Source organism: Mesorhizobium sp. RSR380A, assembly GCF_054719385.1.
Window position 1 is genome coordinate 4905564 of sequence record NZ_JBTTIB010000001.1, and the last position, 19050, is coordinate 4924613.

Below are 19050 nucleotides of genomic sequence, written 5' to 3' on the forward strand. Positions count from 1 at the left end.
CTCCTGGTCGCGGCCTGACGCCGACGAGAACACCGCTTGCGGCATCAAGGTCCGTTGAGAGTATGCAACCTGCCACAGCATAAAGTGAAAGGCCCGTCACCGCCAGACCATGGCAGGCGATTTCTTTCGGCGTCGACCGACCGCAGGGTGCAAGTAGCACGCGCTTCACGAGCAGGTATGTGACAAGTCTCACAGTTCGCTGTTTGGGGAATGCCTGGTGCCGGCGGCTGCGCGCCTATTCCTTGAAGAGCAGTTCCTTGTCGTTCGAATATTTCACCAGCAACGGAATGCTGGCGCCGCCGATAACGGGGCCGAGATGGCCAAACGTCCCCTCGATGACGGAGAACGGCTCGGGGCGATCGACAAGGATCCGTGCCAGCTTTCTGCGCATGGCCTTGGCGATCTCCTTGCGCACGCCATTCGGTATGGCGCCGTCGATCACCACATTGTCGATGTCGAGCAAGGCAACGGCACTGCGGGCGGCATAGGCAAGCCCGTCCGAAACCTCATCGATCCACGCGGTGAGCGGCTCTCCAAGGTCGCCCCAGTCGTCGGGCGACGACCAGATGCGGCCGGCGCCCTCGTCCCCATTGTCCTGGTCGTTGAGCTTGCCGGCCAGCGAATGCAGCGAAGCGACGCGCAGCAACGGGGTCATCCCGTCGCCCTTGCGCCCCGGCGCGGGCACCGGCATGTCGCCCAGCGCCCCGGCCAGCTTGTTGCGGCCGGGGAACAAGTGATGATCGAGCACCAGGCCGCCGCCGATGAAGTGCCCGACATAGGCATAGAGAAAGTCGGCGCGCGATCCGCCGGCGCCAAACATCAGTTCGGCCGCGGCCGACACCGTGGCGTCGTTGTAGAGGAACACCGGCCAGTCGAACGCCCGGTCCAGTTCGGCGCGAATGTCGATTTCCTTCCAGGCATCCAGCCTGCCCGCCGGCACCGCGCCCTCTTCGCTTAGGTTCCACTGATGGAATGGCGAGGCGATGCCAAGACCCGCGATGCGGTCTTTTTCTATCGATCTGTGCTTGCGGCACATGCGCGCGATGGCGCCCTTGGCGAATTTCATCACCTCGACGGGCGTCGGATAGTCGAACAGCGTGCGTTCGAACGCCATCACGTTGCCGACGAAATTGACCAGGGCGACATCGGCGCTGCGATGGTCGACCTTGAGGCCGAAGGCGTACGCGGCTTTCGGGTTCAACGCATAGGGAACCGAGGGTTGCCCCAGCCGTCCGCGCAAAGGCTCCAGGCGCAGCAGCAGCTTGTTGTCGGCGGCGCGGTTGACGATGGTGGTGATGGTTTGCGCGGCCAGCCCGGTCAGCCGCGTCAAATCGGTCTTGGCCAGCTGGCCGTGCCGGCGGATCAGCGAGACGATCAGGCGTTCGTTGTAAATGCGGCTCTCGGCCTGCGTGGTTCCGCCGCTGCGCCCCTCGGCGATCTTTTCGAGACTGAAGAAGCTGGTGCCGGTCACGCTTTCCCCTGCGCAAGGAGTTTGGCCGCAAGGCGAGCCGATCAAAGCGCTGACGTAGCAATGCGGGCCTGGCAAGGCAACACTTAAATCCACCCGATGGAAAAATGTAGTTGACGCCAGCCGGCCTGCTGTCGTTCAAAGTATGCAAGCCTGGAGGAGCAATGCCGTGACGCAGACCCGGACCATCATGTGCTTTGGCGATTCCAATACCTATGGCGCCATTCCCACCCTGGCCCGCGTCGGACGGCACCGCTTCACGCCCGACCGCCGCTGGCCGGGCATCATGCGCCGCCAGCTCGGCAACGGATGGGATGTGATCGAAGAAGGGCAGGGCGGGCGCACCACCGTGCACGACGATCCGATCGAAGGTCTCCACAAGAACGGGCTCAAATCGCTCCCGGTGTGCCTGGAAACGCATATGCCGCTCGACCTCGTCATCCTGATGCTCGGCACCAACGATCTCAAGCATAGGTTCTCGGTAACGCCGAATGACGTCGCTGATTCCATTGAGATCTTGGCCAGAATTGTCCTGCGCAGCGAAGCTGGCCCCGCGGGCGTGGCGCCCGCGGTCCTGATAGTAGCGCCGCCGCCGATGCTGGAGGTCGACTGGTTCGGCCAGATGTTCCTGGGCGGCGCCGCAAAGTCGATGCACTTTGCCGGCCTGTTCCGCGATGCGGCCCGGCGCGCCGGCGCCGCGTTCTTCAACGCCGGCGATGTCGTCGAGTCGAGCGCGGTAGACGGCATTCACCTCGACAGCGACGCGCATCGCGTGCTCGGCACGGAATTGGCCAAAGTCGTCCAGTCGCTGATCGCCAAGGCGTGATCGCGTGGGCGAGTCACCCGACTATCTCTGATTAATTAATTCCACTGGAAAAAGTTTTGACTTGCGAGCGGGAAGGTGGGTATCTGGGGAGACTGGGAAGAGTAGCGACCGCGAGGCTTGCGATGCGCGGCAACAATCAACGACAGGGAGGAAGTAAAATGCGATCTGACAGGAACATGATGCTGGCGACGCTGCTCGGCGTTGCCGGTGTGCTCGCGGGCGGTACCATTCTGGCAAGCGCGCAGGACGGCCCGGCCGGGCTCACCAAGCCGGCGGTATTTGCGCCGTTCGATCCGAAGGCGCCGGCCTGCAGCCCACCGCCCGGCCTGAGCAAGGTGCTGGCCTTCGCGCAGGACAACGAGCGTGAATTCATGCAGGGCGTCGACCGCGGCCTGGCCGCCGCCGCCAAGGATCGCGGCCTGGAATATCGCCGCGCGCTTGCCAACAATGACGCCGCCAAGGGGGTCGAGCAGGTGCAATTGTTTCTCGCCTCCAAGATCGGCGGTCTGGTCGCAGCCCCCGTGGACCCGGCCTCGATGAGCCGCAGCCTGCAGGAGCTTATCTGGTCGGGCGCCTATGTCGGCACCATCGTGCCGCCGCCGGCGACGTCGCTGCTCAACGCGCCGCAATACGAGACCGGCAAGGTGCTGGCCGAAGCGGCCGCGGCCTACATAAAGGACAAGCTCGGCGGCAAGGCCAATGTCGTCATCCTGTCGCATGACAGCATGGAATTCCTGGCGCCGCGCTTTGCCGCCATGCGCGACATCTTCAAGGCTATGCCAGGCGTCACCATCGTCGCCGACATCTCGCCCAATCCCGTCAACAAGGAAGGCGGCTTTGCCACGATGAGCACCATTCTCCAGGCCCATCCCGACGTCGATGTCGTGCTCGGCGCCGACACGGTCGTGCTCGGCGCGCTGGCTGCCCTGGAAGCGGCGGGCAAGGCGCGGCCGGACCAGTTCCTTGGCGGCATCGACGGCGAACCGGAGGCAGTCGCCGCGATCAAGAAAGGCGGCGGTCCCTACAAGGCAAGCATCAGCCTGGCGTCGCCGGTCTTCGCTTATGCCATGGGCCAGCATGCCGCCGACTGGCTGGAGGGCAAGAGCATCCCGCAGGCGATGGATATCCTGCCCGTGGCGCTGACCAGCGACTACATGGCCCAGTACGAGGCCGATGTCGCCGACCCGGCCGCGGTCTACAAGGACCCGAAGCGCCGCGACATCTATCTCAGGATGTACGGCAACATCTGCTACGACACGCGCGACCAGTATGTGAATTTCCCCTGGTCATCCGAGGCAAAGTAGCGCCTGTTTTTCCCGCGCGATACGGGCGGGTCAGCCTGACCTGAAACCGCCCGCTTCAGTCAGAGGCTAGCATGAGCACAGACAGCCTTCGAACGGGGACGACACCGCTGCAAACGGGCCGGTTTTCATCCTTGCTGCCGGGCGTCAAGGCGCCGGGCGAAGCGTCTGGCCGCATCGGGCTGGCGCTGGTCGCGCTGGGCTTGATCATCGCCTTCTCGCTGTTGAACAAATCCTTCTTCAGCCTCGACAATTTCGTCGTCATTGGCGTCAACTCGACCTCGATCCTGATCGCCGTGCTCGGCACCTCCGCGCTGCTGATCGCCGGCTATGTCGACCTCTCCATCGGCAGCATGGTCGCCTTGATCGGCATCATCACTGCCAAGGTTGCGGTGGCGACGCAGAGCGCGCCGCTGGCAATCTGCGTCGGCCTGGGTCTGGGCCTTTTGCTCGGTCTGCTCAACGGTCTGCTGGTGCGCAGGCTGAGCATCTCGCCGTTGATCGTCACGCTGGCGATGCTGGCGCTCTATGGCGGCCTTGCCTTCGTCGTCTCCAGCACCGCGGTCTATGGTTTTCCCGAGGCTCTGCTCGAATTGGGGCGGGGCAAGATCTTCGGCATCCAGTACACCGTGATCATCGCCGCATCTGTCTTTGTCATCGGAGCCTTTGTCTTGACCAGCACGGTCACCGGCTTGAGGCTCTACGCCATAGGCGGCGACCCGCGCGCAGCCGAACTCTGCGGCATTCCGGTGGGGCGCACGGTGGTTGGCCTCTACGCCGCCAATGGCTTGCTGATCGGCCTGGTCTCGGTTCTGATCGCCGGTCGTCTCGGCAGCATCACGCCGACCATCGGCGTTCGCTTCGAGCTCGACGTGCTCACCGCTGCAATTCTCGGCGGCGTTGCGTTTTCCGGCGGCTCCGGCAGGCCGCTCGGCATCGCCATCGGTGTTGCCACCATCGGCATCCTAAATGCAGGATTGATCTTCGTCGGCCTGCAATCATGGTGGCAATCCATTTCGGTGGGAAGCATGCTGTTGCTGGCGTTGGTGGCCGACCAGGCTGCGATCGGTTTTCGCGGCCGGCGCGCTCGGGCCGCCGCGACCAACTTCACGGTGGCGGACAATGGTGCCGTCGCCTCGGCCGGCCCTGCCGTGACGGCGGGCAATGCAGAAGCCCCGCAAGGTCCGGCATTCTCGATTGCCGGCGCCCGCAAATCCTACGGCGCGCTGACGGCATTGGAAGAGGCGAGTTTCACGGTCGGCAAAGGCGAGATCGTCTGTCTGCTCGGCGACAATGGCGCCGGCAAGTCGACGCTGGTGAAGATTATTTCGGGCGCCATCCAGCCCGATGCCGGCGCGATGACCCTCGAGGGCCAGCCGATTTCCTTCAGGAGCCCGCAGGATGCACGCGGCGCCGGCCTGGAGACGGTCTATCAGGATTTGGCGCTCTGCCCGAACCTCAGCGTCGCCCACAATATGATCCTCGGGCGTGAGGAAACGCGGCGTTGGCTCGGTGTCTTCCCGGTTCGCGACGACCGAAAGGCCGCCGAGCAGTGTCGTGCCCGGCTTGCCGCGCTGGGCGTCACGCTTCGCGACGAAAACGTTCTGGTGCGCTCGCTGTCGGGCGGCCAGCGGCAGTCCATCGCCATTGCCCGCGCGCTTGCCGATCACGTCAAGCTGATCTGCCTCGACGAGCCTACCGCCGCGCTCGGCGTCAAGCAGACCGCGCAGGTCGTCAAGCTGATCCGTTCGATCGCCGCCAGCGGCACCGGCGTCATCCTGGTCACGCACGACCTGTCGACGGTCAGGGCGCTGGCCGACAGGATCGTCGTGCTCAGCCTCGGCAGGGTGGCTTACGACGGCTCGGCCAAACAGCTGACCGCCGATCAGCTCTGGGGCCTGATGGCAAGCGGGACGCTGGCGCCGGCCGCTGGGTAGGAATGCCGATCGCAGGATCTAAAGCTCGAGGCAGACCTTGCCGAAATGCCTTTGCGCTTCGTAGTGCCTGAAGGCGGCGGCGATATCCTGCAGTGGAAAGCTGCTGTCGATGACAGGCTTCAGGCGGTTGACCTCTATCGCACGGATCATGTCCTGCTGGTCGGCTTTGCTGCCGATGGAAATTCCGCTGATGCGGATCTGGTTTGAAAACAGCGCCGGGATTGAAACTTCTGCTGCAAAGCCGGTCAGGACGCCGATGAGTGCGATATGCCCGCCTGTCCGGCAGGCCGCTATCGACTGCGCCAGCGTCGCCGGTCCGCCGACCTCGATCACATGATCGACGCCGCGTCCGTCCGTCAGTTCCCTGGCCCTGCCGCCCCACTGCGGCACCGCCTTGTAGTTGATGACGCTGTCGGCCCCGAGTCGTCTGAGCTTCTCCAGCTTCCCTTCATCGGACGAGGTGGCGATGACCCTTGCGCCGGCGGCCTTGGCAAATTGCAGCGCAGACAATGACACGCTGCCGGTGCCAAGGATCAGCACCGTGTCGCCGGGCTTTACCTTGCCGCATGTCACCAGCCCGCGCCAGGCGGTGACGCCCGTGCAGGTCAGCGTTGCCGCCTCGAGATGCGTATAGCCCGCCGGCGCCCTGGTGAATGCGTGCGCCGGCATGCACACATACTCGCTGGCGAAGCCGTCGAAACTGTCTCCGGGAATGTCGCGGCTTGTATCGGATCTCATGTCGCCGGCCAGCCACCAGGGGTAGAAAACACTGACGACGCTGTCGCCCGGCTTGAACGTGTCGACGCCGTCGCCGATGGCGATCACCTCGCCGGCGCCATCCGACAGCGGCACGCGGCCTTCGGCGAGCGGCACCTTGCCTTGTACGGCGAAATCGTCGCGCATGTTCAGCGCGCAGGCGCGAATCCTGACCAGCATTTCTCCCGGCCCAGGCCGGGGCTGATCCACCTCGACCAGGTCGAGCTTGTCCAACCCGCCCGGCGCTCTCAGCCTGACCAGCTTCATAGTCTCTCTCCGACGTAAAGAGCGTTAGCATGGCGGCGGCGGTCCAGCCTATCGCCGGACCGGCCGGCCGGAAATCACGCGCAGCCAAGGCGCCAGATGGACGGCGCTCATCAAGAGATACATCAGCGGCATGCCGGTGAGCGGGGAGGCATCGGCCCCCAGGCACGACATGACGCCGTCGCCAGCGTGAATGCAGGTAAGCAGCGCCATCACGGCGAAAACAGGGGCCGCGGCGAGGCACAGCCAGTCGGCGGTGCGGAGAGAAACTGCATCGGAGCGTTTAGGGACCTCACTGTCGGTCCCTGTGCCGATATCGCTCATGGTCGTAATCCCTTGATGATCAATGCCCGGGTTTCCTGTCCCGTGAGGGACAGGAAACCAAGCTGGATGGGCGCCGCTCCAGGTCCTTACTTGCCGTCCTTGTTGCGGAACGCGGCTTCGCCGGCCGCCGACACTTCCTCCCACGTCTTGTCGGGTGCGGCGTCGTAATTGTCGTGCCAGTTCCACCAGCTGTAGAGCTCGGTCTGCGGATAGCCTTCGGGCGAATCCTCCCAGATTTCCTGGCGGCCGAGCGGCGTTGCGTCGAGGTAGCTCCAGACCGTGCCCATCTGCTCGTCGCCGCGGTTGTTGATGAAGTAGGTGCGATACACTTTCTTGCCGTCCTGGATGAACACGTTGTGGCCGTGCCATTCGTCGACGCCGAAATCCTTGTCGAAACTGTCGGTGATTGTGTACCAGGGCATCTCCCAACCCATCCGCTGCTTCAAGCTGGCAATGTCGGCCTGCGGCGCGCGGGAGGCATAGGCAAGCGTGGTGTTGCGGGCGTTGAGATGGGCGAGATGGCCGACCTGGTCGGCGCCGAGCGAACAGCCGCGGCAGGCATGTTCGGGCCAGCCGTGGACGCCGGGTTCGTAGAAGGCGCGGTAGACGATCAACTGGCGCCGGCCCTCGAACAAATCGAGCAGGCTCGCTTTGCCGTTGGGACCTTCAAACACATAGGCCTTGTCTACTTCCATCCATGGCATGCGCCGGCGCTCGGCCGACAGCGCGTCCCTGGCGCGCATCGTTGCCTTTTCCTTCACCAGCATCTTTTCGCGCTCGGCTTCCCATTCTTGCCTTGAAACGACCGGTGGGGTCTTCATTGCCACGTGCTTGGTCATTGCTTGTTTCCTTTGCCAGTTGTTGAGCCGTTGTGGCTTGTCGTTGCCTGTTGATCGTGAGGCAGGCTAGGGCCGCGAGGCGGCGAGGGCGGAGTTACAAATGTGACGGCATTTGCAGGCGGGCCACCGCAGCAGGGGTGGCGAGGCCGCACGGTGGGCTCGAAGTCCTCGGAAGCAGGCATGGTCGGTTTTTCCTTATTGAGAAGCTTAACGCGGCTGTCTGAGATGCTCAGGCTAGCGAATGCGAATATTGCCGTCAACGCAGGCCTGGGCGTCTTCAACCAGTCCAGATGGCTAGGTCGCCGTCCGCGGCTTGCTGCTTGGCGGTGGTGACTTAAGTTAGGGCCGATAAGGGGAGCGGTGGGAGTTACAAATGTGACGGGATTTGCATGGACTCGCTGATCACCGCGGCAGGGCTGGCGCTGGCGGCGGGCAATCCGCTGGCGGCACTCGACCGCGTCGCCTTGCGCGAGGATGCCCCGGCGCTGGCGTTGCGCGGCATTGCCATGGCGCAGCTCGGCGATTTCGATCGCGCCAAAGTACTGTTGCGTAGGGCCGGCCGTGCCTTCGGTCCAAAGGAGGCGGTGGCGCGCGCCAGGTGCGTTGTCGCCGAAGCCGAGATCGCACTTGTTTCGCGTGATCTCGGCTGGCCGTCCAAGGCGCTCGACGCGGCGCGGTCGACATTGGAAAAGCATGGCGACCGGCTGAACGCGGCGCATGCCGGGCATCTCAAAGTGCGCCGCCTGCTGCTGATCGGCCGCCTCGACGAGGCTGAAGACGTGCTGGCTGGGCTCGATCCGTCGCCGCTTCCGCCGGCCTCACGCGCCGCGCATGAACTCGCGGTTGCCGGCATCGCCATGCGGCGCCTGAAGACGAAGGCCGCGCGCGCAGCCCTTGAGTGGGCGCGCCATGCCGCCCGCCGGGCCGGCATTCCGGGTCTCATGGCGGAGGTCGACAGCGCCTTCCTGGCGCTGGAGACGCCGGCGGCGCGGCTGATCGCAGGCGGCGAGGAGCATCCGCTGTTGCTCGAAGAGGTCGAGGCGCTGCAGGCGTCGCGCGCGCTGGTCGTCGATACGTTCCGCTATATCGTGCACAAGCAGGAAACAACGATCTCGCTGGCAACGCGGCCGGTGCTGTTTGCGCTGGCGCGCGCGCTTGCCGAAGCCTGGCCGGCGGATGTGCCGAGGGCGACGCTGATTGCCCGCGCCTTTGGCGGCCGGCATGCCGATGAATCGCATCGCGCCAGGCTGCGGGTCGAGATCGGCCGGCTGCGCGCCGAATTGCGGCCGCTGGCGGGCATCGGCGCGACCAGCCAGGGCTTTGCGCTAAAGCCGCGCGAAGCAGGCTCCGTGGCGGTGCTGGCGCGGCCGATCGAGGAGCGGCACGCCGCGGTGCTGGCCTTCCTGGCCGATGGTGAATCCTGGGCCAGCTCGGCGTTGGCGCTGGCGCTGGGCGCCGGACAGCGCAGCGTACAGCGGGCGCTCGAGCAGTTGGCCGAGACCGGCAAAGTGCAGTCCTTCGGCCACGGCCGGGCGCGGCGCTGGATGACGCCCCCGGTCGCTGGTTTCACGACCACCTTGTTACTCCCGTCGCCGCTGCCGAACGGCTAGGAAAGGTGACCATGATCGAGGACCAGGACATGAAACATTCAGCAGCGGAAATCCTGCGCGAATACGGGCCCTTTCCTGATGTCGACACCGTGCACGGCGTGAGCTTCGACGGACAGAATGTCTGGTTTGCGACGGGCGAGCGGCTGACCGCCTTCGATCCGGCAAGCGGCGAGACGCTGCGCTCGATCGATGTCGCGGCACATGCCGGCACCGCCTATGACGGCCGGCATCTGTTCCAGCTCGCCGGGGACCGCATCCAGAAGATCGACCCCGATACCGGCAAGGTGCTCTCCACCATCCCGGCGCCCGGCGGCGGCCGCGATTCCGGCATGACCTGGGCCGAGGGCACGCTCTGGGTGGGGCAGAACCGGGAGCGCAAGATCCACCAGATCGATCCCGAGACCGGGAAAATCCTGCGCACCATCGACTCAAACCGCTTGGTCACCGGAGTCACCTGGGTCGATGGCGAGCTCTGGCACGGCACCTGGGAAGGCGACCAGAGCGATGTCCGGCGCGTCGATCCGCAAACTGGCAAGGTGCTGGAACGGCTCGACATGCCGGCGGGGGCGGGCGTTTCCGGGCTCGAATCCGACGGCGGCGACCGCTTCTTTTGCGGCAGCGGCCCCGGCGGCATGGTGCGATCGGTGCGTCGGCCGAAGTAAGGCCGTCAAGTATTGGGCCGGCAGCGTATTTCCTACGGTCATCCCGCCGAGATCATATCCCGGAGCCGTCGAGCAGCGGGACGTCTTCGCCTTGCCACGGACTTGGCATTGAAGCCCGGCTCAGATTGGCCGTCGGCAGCGGCATCCAGCATTTCAACTCCGGTTCGGGGTATTCGATCACCCGTCCTGGCGACGAATCGGAAGAGCGCCAGCCCTCCGTGCCGAACTGGTCGGCGCGCGACCAGTAAGCGAGGTCGACCTCGGCCGGCCCCTGCTCCGATGGCCTGACCGTGACCAGGATGCGGCTGCCGTCCTTGGGCGCGCTCGCCATGTGCCGCCAGCGATCGGGTTCGTCCATTCTCATGTCCTCCTGCACGTTGCAGGGATAGTCGCCGCGCTCTTGGCAGCGGTCAACCCGAACTTTGCCCAAGCACGAGATCTGTTTAGTACTCCCGCGCCGTCGGCCGAAACTGGATCTGGTTCATGTCGACCTCGTCGGGCTGGCTCACGGCGAACGCCCACATGGCGAAAGAATCCGGGTGCCGGGCCGCAACAAGAAAATCGAAGCCGGATGTGAACGGGCTCACATGCCGCCACTGCAAGGAACGCTATGGGACGTCCGGCCATGACAGGGGTTTCGGATGACACTTGCTGATCTGTCTTTTTATCTCTTCACTATTTTCAATGGCTTGCGCGTGGTGTCCTACCTGCCGCAGATCGTGCGGGTGGCCCGGGACAGGCACGGGGCGTCGGCGATTTCCTACGCGACCTGGCTGTTGTGGACAGGCGCCAACGCCACGACGGGACTCTACGCCCACATCAATCTGAACGATCCCGCGCTGGCGGCGATCAACTGGCTGAACGCCGTATGCTGCGTGCTGGTCATCGCGCTCACCGCCTACAAGCGCCATCGCGCACGGCTTCCGGTTGAGGAAGCCGCAAGCCGGTCGGAAGCGACCGCTCTGATGGTCGACAATGTCTGCTGAAGATCACCGCGGCAGATTGCGCTTTTCGAGGCCGCTCTCAGACATGCACGGTGCCATGCGAAAGCTCGCCCTCGTCGCTTGAGATGAGGAAAGCGGCTGCGAGTAGGCCGACATAGAACAGCCCGACCATGCACACGACATAGATGCCTGGAACCGGGCCGAGCTGCGCCACGCGCGCGGCGTCGAGAAATGACGCGCCCAAGCCTATCGGCGACCCTTCGCGCTGCAGACTGGGCGTCGTGATCTTCAGCACCCACGCCAGCATCAGGATCGTGTACATGAAAATGTAGTTGCGGCGCAGCCGGCGCACCAACGCCGCGCGTTGCGAGATCAGGAAGCGCGGCGAACGCAGGCCTTCGCCGACGATGGCCAGCCAGTTGGAGGCGTAGTCGGGCTGCGGCGAGAAGATCTGCGCGAAATAATAGCGCTCGAACTGGCGCACCCTGGCCCGGTAGACATCGAAGAAACGATAGCGCCGCGCCTCGATCCATAGCAGCAGCGTGGTCAGCAGCATGGCAAAGAGCAGCACCCCGTGATGGGCGCTGGGCGTCGAGAGTGAGACTGAGAGCATGGCGGCGACGACAGTAATCGCCCAGTTGCTGGTACGGTCCAGCCGGTCGCGCCAGCCGGCCATGCGGGCGATTTCGGCGCGGTGGAAATGCGACATGGTGGCCACGAATTCCGATGAGGTGAGCTTCAGCGCGAACGCATCAGAGGCCCGCGGCGCTGCAGCCGCTTCGTCGGTTTTCACGGTCTTGACCTGGGACATCCCTTGCCACGCGCCTCCCAACGCCATGGCCGGCCGAAACGACGCCGGTCATCCCCATCTGCGCAACGCGCAATCGGTTGAAAATGTTCCGTCGCCGGCCCGGGTCTCGGCGGTTTATCCGCAGTCAGATAGGCCCGTTATGCGATTCAGGTAAGGAGGAACCTGCGGCTAAGGAGGAACCTGCGGCGCGCCAAGGGAGCGTGGCGTGCAACCGATCTCGCCCGCAAACGTTATACCGGGCACAATGAGGGGGTGCATGTCCTTCGTGGTCAACCGGCGCCGGTCGGTCGCGCTTGCCGTGGCAGCTTTGGCATTCATGCCGGCCGCATCGTTGGCAGCCGAAAAGACCGGCATGTCCAGCGAGGGCATTTTCGTTCTCGAAATCCTCCTTCTGCTTCTCGTCGGCCGCGGCATCGGCGAGTTGCTGGAGCGTCTCGGCCAGCCGGCGGTGATGGGTCAGCTCATCGGCGGCATCCTGCTCGGGCCATCGCTGCTCGGCTGGCTATTGCCGGAAGCAGAACGCGTGATCTTTTCAGGCGACGCCACCCAAAAGAGCATGATCAGCGCCATCGCCCAGCTCGGCGTGTTGATGCTTCTGTTGCTCACCGGGATGGAGACGGATCTGCGGCTGGTGCGCAGGGTCGGCCGTGCGTGCTTTTCCATCTCCGCCGCGGGCGTCGCCGTGCCTTTCGCGCTCGGCTTCACCGCCGCGCAGTTCATGCCGGCCTCGCTGCTGGCCGACGGAACCGAGCGCATTGTCGCCGGTCTCTTCCTCGGCACGGCGCTGTCGATCTCCTCGGTCAAGATCGTCGCCATGGTGGTGCGCGAGATGAACTTCATGCGCCGCGATCTCGGTCAGACCATCGTCTCGTCGGCCATCATCGAGGACACGATCGGCTGGGTGATCATCGCCATCACCATCGGCATCGCCACCAAGGGGCGCATCGAGCTCGGCAGCCTTGCCTTCACCATTGTCGGCGTCGCCGCCTTCATGGGGTTTTCCTTCACGATTGGCCGCCGCATCGTCTTCGACGCCATCCGCTGGACCAACGATACGTTCCGCAGCGAATACGCCGTCGTCACCGTCATTCTCGCCATCATGGGCGCAATGGCGCTGATCACCGATCTGATCGGCGTCCACACCGTGCTCGGCGCCTTCGTCGCCGGCATACTGGTTGGGGAATCGCCGATCCTGTCGCGTCATATCGAAGGGCAATTGCGCGGCGTCATCATGGCGCTGTTCATGCCGGTTTTCTTCGGCGTCGCCGGTCTTTCGGCGGATCTCACCGTGCTTGTCGACCACGAGCTTGCGCTACTCACGGCCGCTTTGGTGCTGATCGCCAGCTTCGGCAAATTCGCCGGCGCCTTCATCGGCGCCGAGCTTGCCGGCATGAGCCGCAAGGAAGGCATCGCCGTCGGTTGCGGCATGAACGCGCGCGGCTCGACCGAAGTCATCGTCGCCTCGATTGGCCTGTCGATCGGCGTTCTGTCGCACAATCTTTTCACCATGATCGTGACCATGGCCGTCATCACCACGCTCGCCATGCCGCCGACCTTGCGTTGGGCACTCGGCCGCTTGCCGATGGGCGAGAACGAGAAGAAGCGTCTGGAGCGCGAGGAGATCGACCAACGCGGCTTCATCGCCAATCTGGAACGACTGCTGGTGGTGACCGATGAGGGCGTTGTCGGCCGCTTTGCTGCTTACCTCGCCGGAGTCGTGGGCGCCGGCAGGCCGACGACGGTGCTGCATGCCCGAGGCGAGGGGGAGGAGGCCGAGCCCGGCACGGATGCGAAGCTCGAGCCGATCGAAAAGGGTGCCGAGGACAGCCGCGAGGCCGCCAGGAGTTCGGACGAGGAGCTGGCCCGCGCGGCGCCTGTCACGCGGCGCCACGAGGCCGAGCTTTCGGCCGAAACGGTTGCCAAGGAGGCGCGCAAAGGCTATGGGCTGCTGCTGATCGGGCTCGGCCGCGCGGTCACGTCGAAAGGTGGGTTTGCCCGCCGCATCAACGAGATCGCCGGCGCCTTCGAGGGCCCGCTATGCCTGGTGCTGAAGGCGACCGGCGCCGGCCGCCAGATGCCAAGGCTAGGACCTGAAGGCGGGAAGATTCTGGTTCCGGTCAACGGCACCGCGATCGCCCGCCGGGGTGCCGAAATGGCACTGGCGATTGCAGCGGTCACGGGTGCGCGGGTCAAGATACTTTATGTCGCGCGCGTCGGCCGCGACGAACCGCGCGACACTGTCTCGCATCGCCGCAGGGAGGCGGTGCTGAAGGATACCGTCGCACTAGCCGACCGCTATGGCGTCGAGATCGAGACGGCCATCCGCAGCCGGGCCGCCGCCGCCGATGCCATTGCCCGCCAGGCCGGCAGGGGGGCGGCGCTGATCGTCATGGGCGTGGCGCGGCGCCCTGGCGAGGAACTCTTCTTCGGCGAGACGACCACCGGCGTGCTGCAGCGCTGCCAATGCCCGGTGGTGCTGATCTCGAACGCCAGGCTCAGCCGCGACGACGAGGGCAGGGAAGAGCTGCGCTCGGGAACGGGGACAGGGTGATGAGTATTTCCCCTCGAGGGGAAATTTCGCTCATGCCGCCTGCAGCCTCTCTCGGCCGGGCTGCGGCGGGAAGGCGATGGCGATGCCGGCAGCACCGAGGCCGATCAGCGCCGAGCCGATGAATAGCCAGGAATAGCTGGCATAGGCGTCGAAGATCATGCCGCCGGCGAGCGGGCCGAACGACATGCCGAGGCTGGACAACAGGGTCGCGGCGCCAAGTATCGTGCCGATGATGCGCGGCCCGAAATAGTCGCGCGCCAGAACCGCATAGAGCGGCATGACGCCGCCATAGGTGGCGCCGAAGATGATCGCCAGGAGATAGAACTGCTCGAGATTGCCGACGGCGAGATAGGCGGCGATCACCACCGCCTGGATGGCGAGGCCCACGATCAGCACCGGCTTGGCGCCCAGCCTGTCGCCGAGCACGCCGTAGAGCACGCGCCCGCCAAGGCCGGCAAGGCCCTCGACGCTGTAGATCGACACGGCTGCCATCGGCGCCACGCCGCACGACATGGCATAGCTCACCATGTGGAAGATCGGCCCCGAATGCGCCGCGCAACAGGCGAAGAAGGTCATGCCCAGCACCAGGAATTGCGGCGAGCGCAACGCCTGGCCGACTGACATGCCGGGGGCCGCGGCAGGCGCGGGCGCGCTGCCATCCGCTGCCGCGACCGCCGCCGACGGCTGGCGCACCAGGAAGACGGCCGGCAGCAACAGCACCCAGGCCATGATCCCGATGTCGAACATGGCGGTACGCCAGTCATAGGCCGTGATCAGCCAGCGTGCGAAGGGCGAAATGGTCATCGGCGCCACGCCCATGCCGGCCGAGACCAGCGACACGGCCAGGCTGCGATGGGTCTCGAACCAGGCGGTGGTCAGCGCGATCATCGGCGCGAAGAAGGCGCTGGCCGCCAGCCCGACGATGACGCCATAGCTCAGCTGGAAGACTAGCAGCGATTGGGCTCGGCTCGCCACCACCAGCGACAGGCCGAGCAGCACCGCGCCGGCAAAAACCACCGGGCGGGCGCCGACACGGTCATAGATGGCGCCCCAGGCGAAACCGCCTGCGCCCATCACCAAGAAATTCAGCGTCATGGCGCTGGAAATGCCGGTTCGCGACCAGTTGGTGTCGAGCGCCATCGGCTCGAGAAAGATCGCCAGCGAAAACATCGCGCCGAGCGCCACACAGGTCATCAGCGCGCCGCACGCGACGATCACCCAACGGTAGGAACTGTTCATGCTCTTCTCCCGAGATCGGTTTCGATGCGGCGCCACTCGCTCCAGCTCCGTTGCGCCGCTTGCGTCCGAAGGACGTTGGCGGGATTTCGAATCCGACAATCCGGTTGCATTTTTTATCCGGTCTGCGTGGAAGTCCATCCGGATATGACAAAAGCAGGTGTAAGGCTGCCAAGCGCGCCGACAAATAGACTGCCGAATTGACGAGCCGCTCCGCGGCGCTAGCTTTGTGGTCTCGCGACGGGAGATATCGCTCATGGAACTGCATCGCGGCCGCCTCATCGACCACGTCCAGCTGGTGGTCAGGGACCTCAAGGCGAGCCGGCGCTTCTATGAAGCCGTCTTCAAGGTGCTCGGCATTCCGATCGGCGGCGAGGCCGAGGACTATTTCTGGGCCGACGAACTGTTCATCTCAAGCCTCGACAGCCGGGCGGCGAGGGGACAACTGACCGGGCGCCATCATCTGGCCTTCCAGGCCAGGGATAACGCCATGGTCGATGCCTTCTACAGGGCCGGCCTCGATGCCGGCGGGGCCGACAATGGCGCGCCGGGTGAGCGGCCCTACCACCCCGGCTATTACGCCGCCTTCCTGCTCGACCCCGACGGCAACAACATCGAGGCGGTGTTTCACGGGCCGGCAAAGCGAAGTGCCGCTTCGGTCGAGATCAATTTCTAGCGCAGGTTCACGAGGAGCGGGTTGCGGTGATCCGTCCGGAGTTCTCGTAAAAACAAAGAGTTGAAGCGGTCCACGGATTCAATCGCTGAACTACTTCACATTGCCGGCGCGTAGCGGTTCACCACCATTCCGCAGGCATAGGCTTTAGAGCCGAGCAGGCGCAATTTCAGGAAGCCGCCACAGTCGAAAATCCGCTCGCCGTCGCCCAGCGCGGCCGGATTGATGAACAGCTGGAACTCATCGACCAGTCCCGCTGCAATCAGCGCCGAGGCAAAGCCGGCGCCGCCGAATACCGCCATGTCGCCTTCACCTTCAGCTTTCAGCGCCTTGACCTCGCGCGGCAGGTCGCCGCTGGCAAGCGTCGTGCGCTCCCACCGCGATGCCGCGAGCTTGTCGCTCAGCACCACCTTGCGCGCCTCGACGATGCGCTGCGCAAAGGCGTAGAAGGGATCGCGCGGATAGTTTTTTGCCGCATTGCCCCAATGGGTTAGATAGCCTTCTTCGGCCATCTTGCGGCTGAGCAGAATGGTATCGATGCCGGCGAACACCGCGTTGAAATCCTGCTTCAAGTCGTCGTCCCACGGGCAGTTGGCGCCCCATTCCCAGAGCTGCCAGTGCTCATCGCCGGCCGCGCCGACAAAACCGTCGACCGACATCTGCATCTGCAGGATCAGTTTTCTCATCGTTGTTCTCCTGATTGAGCTCTGGTGTCACCAGCGCCAGGTCAGGCGGCGTTGGTGATTGCTTTACTTTCGGAACCATTGACACGAGAGAAAAATGATGTCAATAGTAAAGTGATTTAGAAATGGAAGCATTGAGAATGTCGACCAGGGAAAGATCCGGCTGCCCCATCAGCCTGTCGCTCGAATTGCTCGGTGACCGCTGGACGCTGCTGATCATCCGCGACATGATTTTCGCGGGAAAAAGGCACTTCCGGGAGTTTCTGCTATCAGGCGAAGGCATCTCGTCGCGCACGCTGGCCGAGCGGCTGCAGACCTTGCAGGATGAGGGCATTGTCACCAGAAGCGACGACCCCACGCACAAGCTCAAGGCGATCTATAAGCTGACCGAGGCGGGCATCGACCTGTTGCCGGTGCTGGCGACGCTCGGCGCCTGGGGCAGCAAATACCGCAACGCCGATGACAAGCTGGCAAGGATCGCCGATGAACTGGCGACGGGCGGCGAGGCAGGCCTGGAGCAGATAAAGAAGAAGCTGCGCGCCGAGCATATCGGCTAGCGAGCAAGGCCAGCCCTCCCTTCGGGCCGATGGCGGGCTAGATCGACACGACGTCGCGCAGCCTCACCCTTCCCATCCCGCAAATCGCTGTGGCCGGAGCCATGTCTGCTTCGGATTGCCATCGCCCGAACCACGGCCTCTTCCAGCCAGCGCGCGGTGGCGGGGGCGGCATGCATGCCGATTGGGCCCATGCCGCCATGCACGTAGAGCTCTTCGACCGCGGTGCGGCCGGCGACAGGCAGCCCGTCCGACAGCATGGGCGATTGCCGGGATAGACATTCGTCACCGGGGGTGAGCCGAGACCGGCCAGGATGCGCAGCGTGCGCGCCGCGATGCGAAGGCGTCTCGGCGCTAGCGCGCCGATCCACCTTCTCCAACAAGGGGAGAAGGTGAGGCGCGCCTTGTCCCGCCAGCGCTTCTACGCGTAGCCTAAGGAGCTAGCGGGAGGAGAATCGCTTGGACACCACTGTCGTTATTGTCGGCGCCGGGCCCGCCGGCCTTGCGGTCGGTGCCTGCCTGAAGCGGGCAGGAGTGGATTTCATCCTGCTCGAAAAATCGCAGGAGATCGCGCCCGCCTGGCGGCGGCACTATCGGCGGCTGCATCTGCATACGGTCAAGTCGTTCTCGTCGCTGCCGTTCCTGCCCTTTCCCAAAAATTATCCGCGCTACGTGCCGCGCGAAATGGTGGTCCGCTATCTCGACGACTACGCGGAAAAATTCGATCTGCGCCCGCGCTTCGGTGTGACGGTGAAAGCCATTCGCCTCGGGGACGGCGGTTTTCTGGTCGAGACAGGATCGGACAACCTCAAGGCGCGCCATGTCGTTATCGCCAGCGGTAACAATGCCGAGCCGATCATCCCCCGGCTCCCTGCCATCGAGGCTTTCAAGGGCGAGGTGCTGCACAGCGCCGACTATAAGCAAGCGGCGCCCTTTGCCGGCCGCTCGGTGCTGATCGTCGGCATGGGCAACACCGGCGCCGAGATCGCGCTCGACTTGGCGGAAAGTGGCGCGCGTCCGACCATTTCGGTGCGCAAGGGCGTCCACATCGTGCCGCGCCAGCTGTTTGGCGTGCCGATCCAGATGGTCGGCATCGCCAGCCGGCCAATGCCGCAGGCGCTGAACGACTGGATGTTTCCGATCATCCTCGATTTCGCGCTGGGCAAGCTCGAGAAATACGGCATCGTCAGGCCGAAACAGGGCATCCTGCAACAGATCGACGAAGTCGGCCGCATCCCGGTCATCGACGTCGGCACGGTCGACGCCATCACCAAAGGCGCCATCAAGATCGCGCCCGACATAGCGGGCTTCACCGAGCGCGGCGCTGCGTTCACCGACGGCAGGCAGGAAAATTTCGACGCCGTCATCCTCGCCACCGGCTATCGCCCGGGCTACGAAAAGTTTCTGCCCGTGGAATTGCAGCCGGAGCGCAGTGGCGTCAACGCCCGCGCCTCGCAACTCGGCCTCTACCTCGTCGGCTTCTACAATCCGGTCACCGGTCTGCTCAGGGAAATTGGACGCGAGGCGAAGGCAGTGGCGGCCGACATTGCTCGGCGAGGCTGAAAGGGGCGGCGTCGGCCAAGCTGCGGATCTCCCGCCTTGCGGGGAGAT

At 64.7% G+C, this 19050-nt stretch carries 18 protein-coding genes; 10 read left to right on the forward strand and 8 right to left on the reverse strand.

Features of this window, described 5'->3' with window-relative positions:
* Nucleotides 1–235: 235 nt before the first annotated feature.
* Complete coding sequence (locus ACYG9Z_RS23650; RefSeq protein ID WP_023751880.1) at nt 236–1471, reverse strand: ROK family protein; 1236 nt, start codon at nt 1469–1471, stop codon at nt 236–238.
* 166 nt (nt 1472–1637) lie between these two features.
* Here ACYG9Z_RS23650 and ACYG9Z_RS23655 point away from each other — a divergent pair, with 166 nt between their 5' ends.
* From ACYG9Z_RS23655 to ACYG9Z_RS23665, 3 genes are all read left to right on the forward strand, one after another.
* Nucleotides 1638–2294, forward strand: a complete 657-nt coding sequence (locus ACYG9Z_RS23655; RefSeq protein ID WP_023695479.1) for an SGNH/GDSL hydrolase family protein — start codon at nt 1638–1640, stop codon at nt 2292–2294.
* Nucleotides 2295–2452: 158 nt separating this feature from the next.
* Nucleotides 2453–3598, forward strand: a complete 1146-nt coding sequence (locus tag ACYG9Z_RS23660) for a sugar ABC transporter substrate-binding protein (protein ID WP_032895848.1) — start codon at nt 2453–2455, stop codon at nt 3596–3598.
* A 71-nt stretch (nt 3599–3669) separates the two neighbouring features.
* On the forward strand, nt 3670–5532 hold the full coding sequence (locus ACYG9Z_RS23665; RefSeq protein ID WP_084566284.1) for an ATP-binding cassette domain-containing protein: 1863 nt from the start codon (nt 3670–3672) through the stop codon (nt 5530–5532).
* Nucleotides 5533–5550: 18 nt separating this feature from the next.
* On the opposite strand, the gene ACYG9Z_RS23670 is transcribed toward ACYG9Z_RS23665, so the two are convergent.
* From ACYG9Z_RS23670 to ACYG9Z_RS23680, 3 genes are all read right to left on the reverse strand, one after another.
* Nucleotides 5551–6555 carry a zinc-dependent alcohol dehydrogenase family protein gene (locus tag ACYG9Z_RS23670; protein ID WP_023751882.1) on the reverse strand — a complete coding sequence of 335 codons (1005 nt, stop codon included), beginning with the start codon at nt 6553–6555 and terminating at the stop codon, nt 5551–5553.
* 48 nt (nt 6556–6603) lie between these two features.
* Nucleotides 6604–6876 (reverse strand): hypothetical protein, encoded by a 273-nt coding sequence (locus tag ACYG9Z_RS23675; RefSeq protein ID WP_023672530.1) that lies wholly within the window; start codon nt 6874–6876, stop codon nt 6604–6606.
* Nucleotides 6877–6962: 86 nt separating this feature from the next.
* Nucleotides 6963–7715, reverse strand: coding sequence for a DUF899 domain-containing protein (locus ACYG9Z_RS23680; RefSeq protein ID WP_023695474.1), 753 nt, complete (start codon nt 7713–7715; stop codon nt 6963–6965).
* A 389-nt stretch (nt 7716–8104) separates the two neighbouring features.
* Between ACYG9Z_RS23680 and ACYG9Z_RS23685 the strand changes: the two genes are divergently transcribed.
* Nucleotides 8105–9325, forward strand: coding sequence for a hypothetical protein (locus ACYG9Z_RS23685; protein ID WP_023685490.1), 1221 nt, complete (start codon nt 8105–8107; stop codon nt 9323–9325).
* 29 nt (nt 9326–9354) lie between these two features.
* Nucleotides 9355–9987: a Vgb family protein gene (locus tag ACYG9Z_RS23690; protein ID WP_023751883.1), complete on the forward strand. Its 633-nt coding sequence runs from the start codon at nt 9355–9357 to the stop codon at nt 9985–9987.
* Between the two features lie 52 nt (nt 9988–10039).
* Here ACYG9Z_RS23690 and ACYG9Z_RS23695 read toward each other — a convergent pair whose 3' ends face one another.
* Nucleotides 10040–10345 carry a hypothetical protein gene (locus ACYG9Z_RS23695; protein WP_023689804.1) on the reverse strand — a complete coding sequence of 102 codons (306 nt, stop codon included), beginning with the start codon at nt 10343–10345 and terminating at the stop codon, nt 10040–10042.
* A 283-nt stretch (nt 10346–10628) separates the two neighbouring features.
* Between ACYG9Z_RS23695 and ACYG9Z_RS23700 the strand changes: the two genes are divergently transcribed.
* Complete coding sequence (locus ACYG9Z_RS23700) at nt 10629–10973, forward strand: PQ-loop domain-containing transporter (RefSeq protein WP_023673886.1); 345 nt, start codon at nt 10629–10631, stop codon at nt 10971–10973.
* A 37-nt stretch (nt 10974–11010) separates the two neighbouring features.
* Here the strand turns inward: ACYG9Z_RS23700 and ACYG9Z_RS23705 are convergent, their stop codons facing one another.
* Nucleotides 11011–11742 carry a DUF2270 domain-containing protein gene (locus tag ACYG9Z_RS23705; RefSeq protein ID WP_023673885.1) on the reverse strand — a complete coding sequence of 244 codons (732 nt, stop codon included), beginning with the start codon at nt 11740–11742 and terminating at the stop codon, nt 11011–11013.
* 256 nt (nt 11743–11998) lie between these two features.
* On the opposite strand from ACYG9Z_RS23705, the gene ACYG9Z_RS23710 reads away from it, so the two are divergent.
* Nucleotides 11999–14293, forward strand: a complete 2295-nt coding sequence (locus tag ACYG9Z_RS23710; protein ID WP_023751884.1) for a cation:proton antiporter domain-containing protein — start codon at nt 11999–12001, stop codon at nt 14291–14293.
* 30 nt (nt 14294–14323) lie between these two features.
* Here ACYG9Z_RS23710 and ACYG9Z_RS23715 read toward each other — a convergent pair whose 3' ends face one another.
* Nucleotides 14324–15532: an MFS transporter gene (locus ACYG9Z_RS23715; RefSeq protein WP_023708705.1), complete on the reverse strand. Its 1209-nt coding sequence runs from the start codon at nt 15530–15532 to the stop codon at nt 14324–14326.
* A 244-nt stretch (nt 15533–15776) separates the two neighbouring features.
* Between ACYG9Z_RS23715 and ACYG9Z_RS23720 the strand changes: the two genes are divergently transcribed.
* The gene (locus tag ACYG9Z_RS23720) at nt 15777–16205 is read left to right on the forward strand and encodes a VOC family protein (protein ID WP_156931523.1); all 429 of its coding nucleotides are present in this window, start codon (nt 15777–15779) and stop codon (nt 16203–16205) included.
* Nucleotides 16206–16300: 95 nt separating this feature from the next.
* Here ACYG9Z_RS23720 and ACYG9Z_RS23725 read toward each other — a convergent pair whose 3' ends face one another.
* Nucleotides 16301–16888 carry a dihydrofolate reductase family protein gene (locus tag ACYG9Z_RS23725; RefSeq protein ID WP_023673464.1) on the reverse strand — a complete coding sequence of 196 codons (588 nt, stop codon included), beginning with the start codon at nt 16886–16888 and terminating at the stop codon, nt 16301–16303.
* 137 nt (nt 16889–17025) lie between these two features.
* Between ACYG9Z_RS23725 and ACYG9Z_RS23730 the strand changes: the two genes are divergently transcribed.
* On the forward strand, nt 17026–17442 hold the full coding sequence (locus tag ACYG9Z_RS23730) for a winged helix-turn-helix transcriptional regulator (RefSeq protein WP_023673465.1): 417 nt from the start codon (nt 17026–17028) through the stop codon (nt 17440–17442).
* A gap of 456 nt (nt 17443–17898) precedes the next feature.
* On the forward strand, nt 17899–19002 hold the full coding sequence (locus tag ACYG9Z_RS23735) for a flavin-containing monooxygenase (protein WP_023751886.1): 1104 nt from the start codon (nt 17899–17901) through the stop codon (nt 19000–19002).
* The last annotated feature ends 48 nt before the right edge of the window (nt 19003–19050 follow it).